The sequence below is a fragment of the Flavobacterium sp. SH_e genome (assembly GCF_025717045.1).
GTDB lineage: Bacteria > Bacteroidota > Bacteroidia > Flavobacteriales > Flavobacteriaceae > Flavobacterium.
The window spans coordinates 1-229 of the sequence record NZ_JAOVZN010000008.1 but is presented as its reverse complement, the minus strand read 5'-3'; the positions used below and the strand labels follow the sequence as shown (position 1 = coordinate 229).

Here is a 229-nt window from a genome sequence, read left to right as displayed (position 1 = left end):
TTATGCGGCTTTAGCTGATGCAGCTACAGGCTGTGAAAGTTCAGTGAGACTAGCTGTGACAATCAGCGTGACTGACCCCGGAACGCCTACGACTACAGACACGACACAAGATTTCTGTTTAGTGAATGCACCGACTTTTGCAAGCATTCAGACAAACGAGGCAAATGTAGTATGGTATAATGCAGCGACAGGCGGAACAGCAATTCCAGCAGCAACAGCATTAACAAGC

At 47.6% G+C, this 229-nt stretch carries 1 protein-coding gene; it reads left to right on the top strand.

All coding sequences use genetic code 11. The features are described from left to right. A partial coding sequence (locus OD917_RS18090; RefSeq protein ID WP_263524833.1) for a hypothetical protein occupies positions 1-229 on the top strand: 229 nt, incomplete at both ends.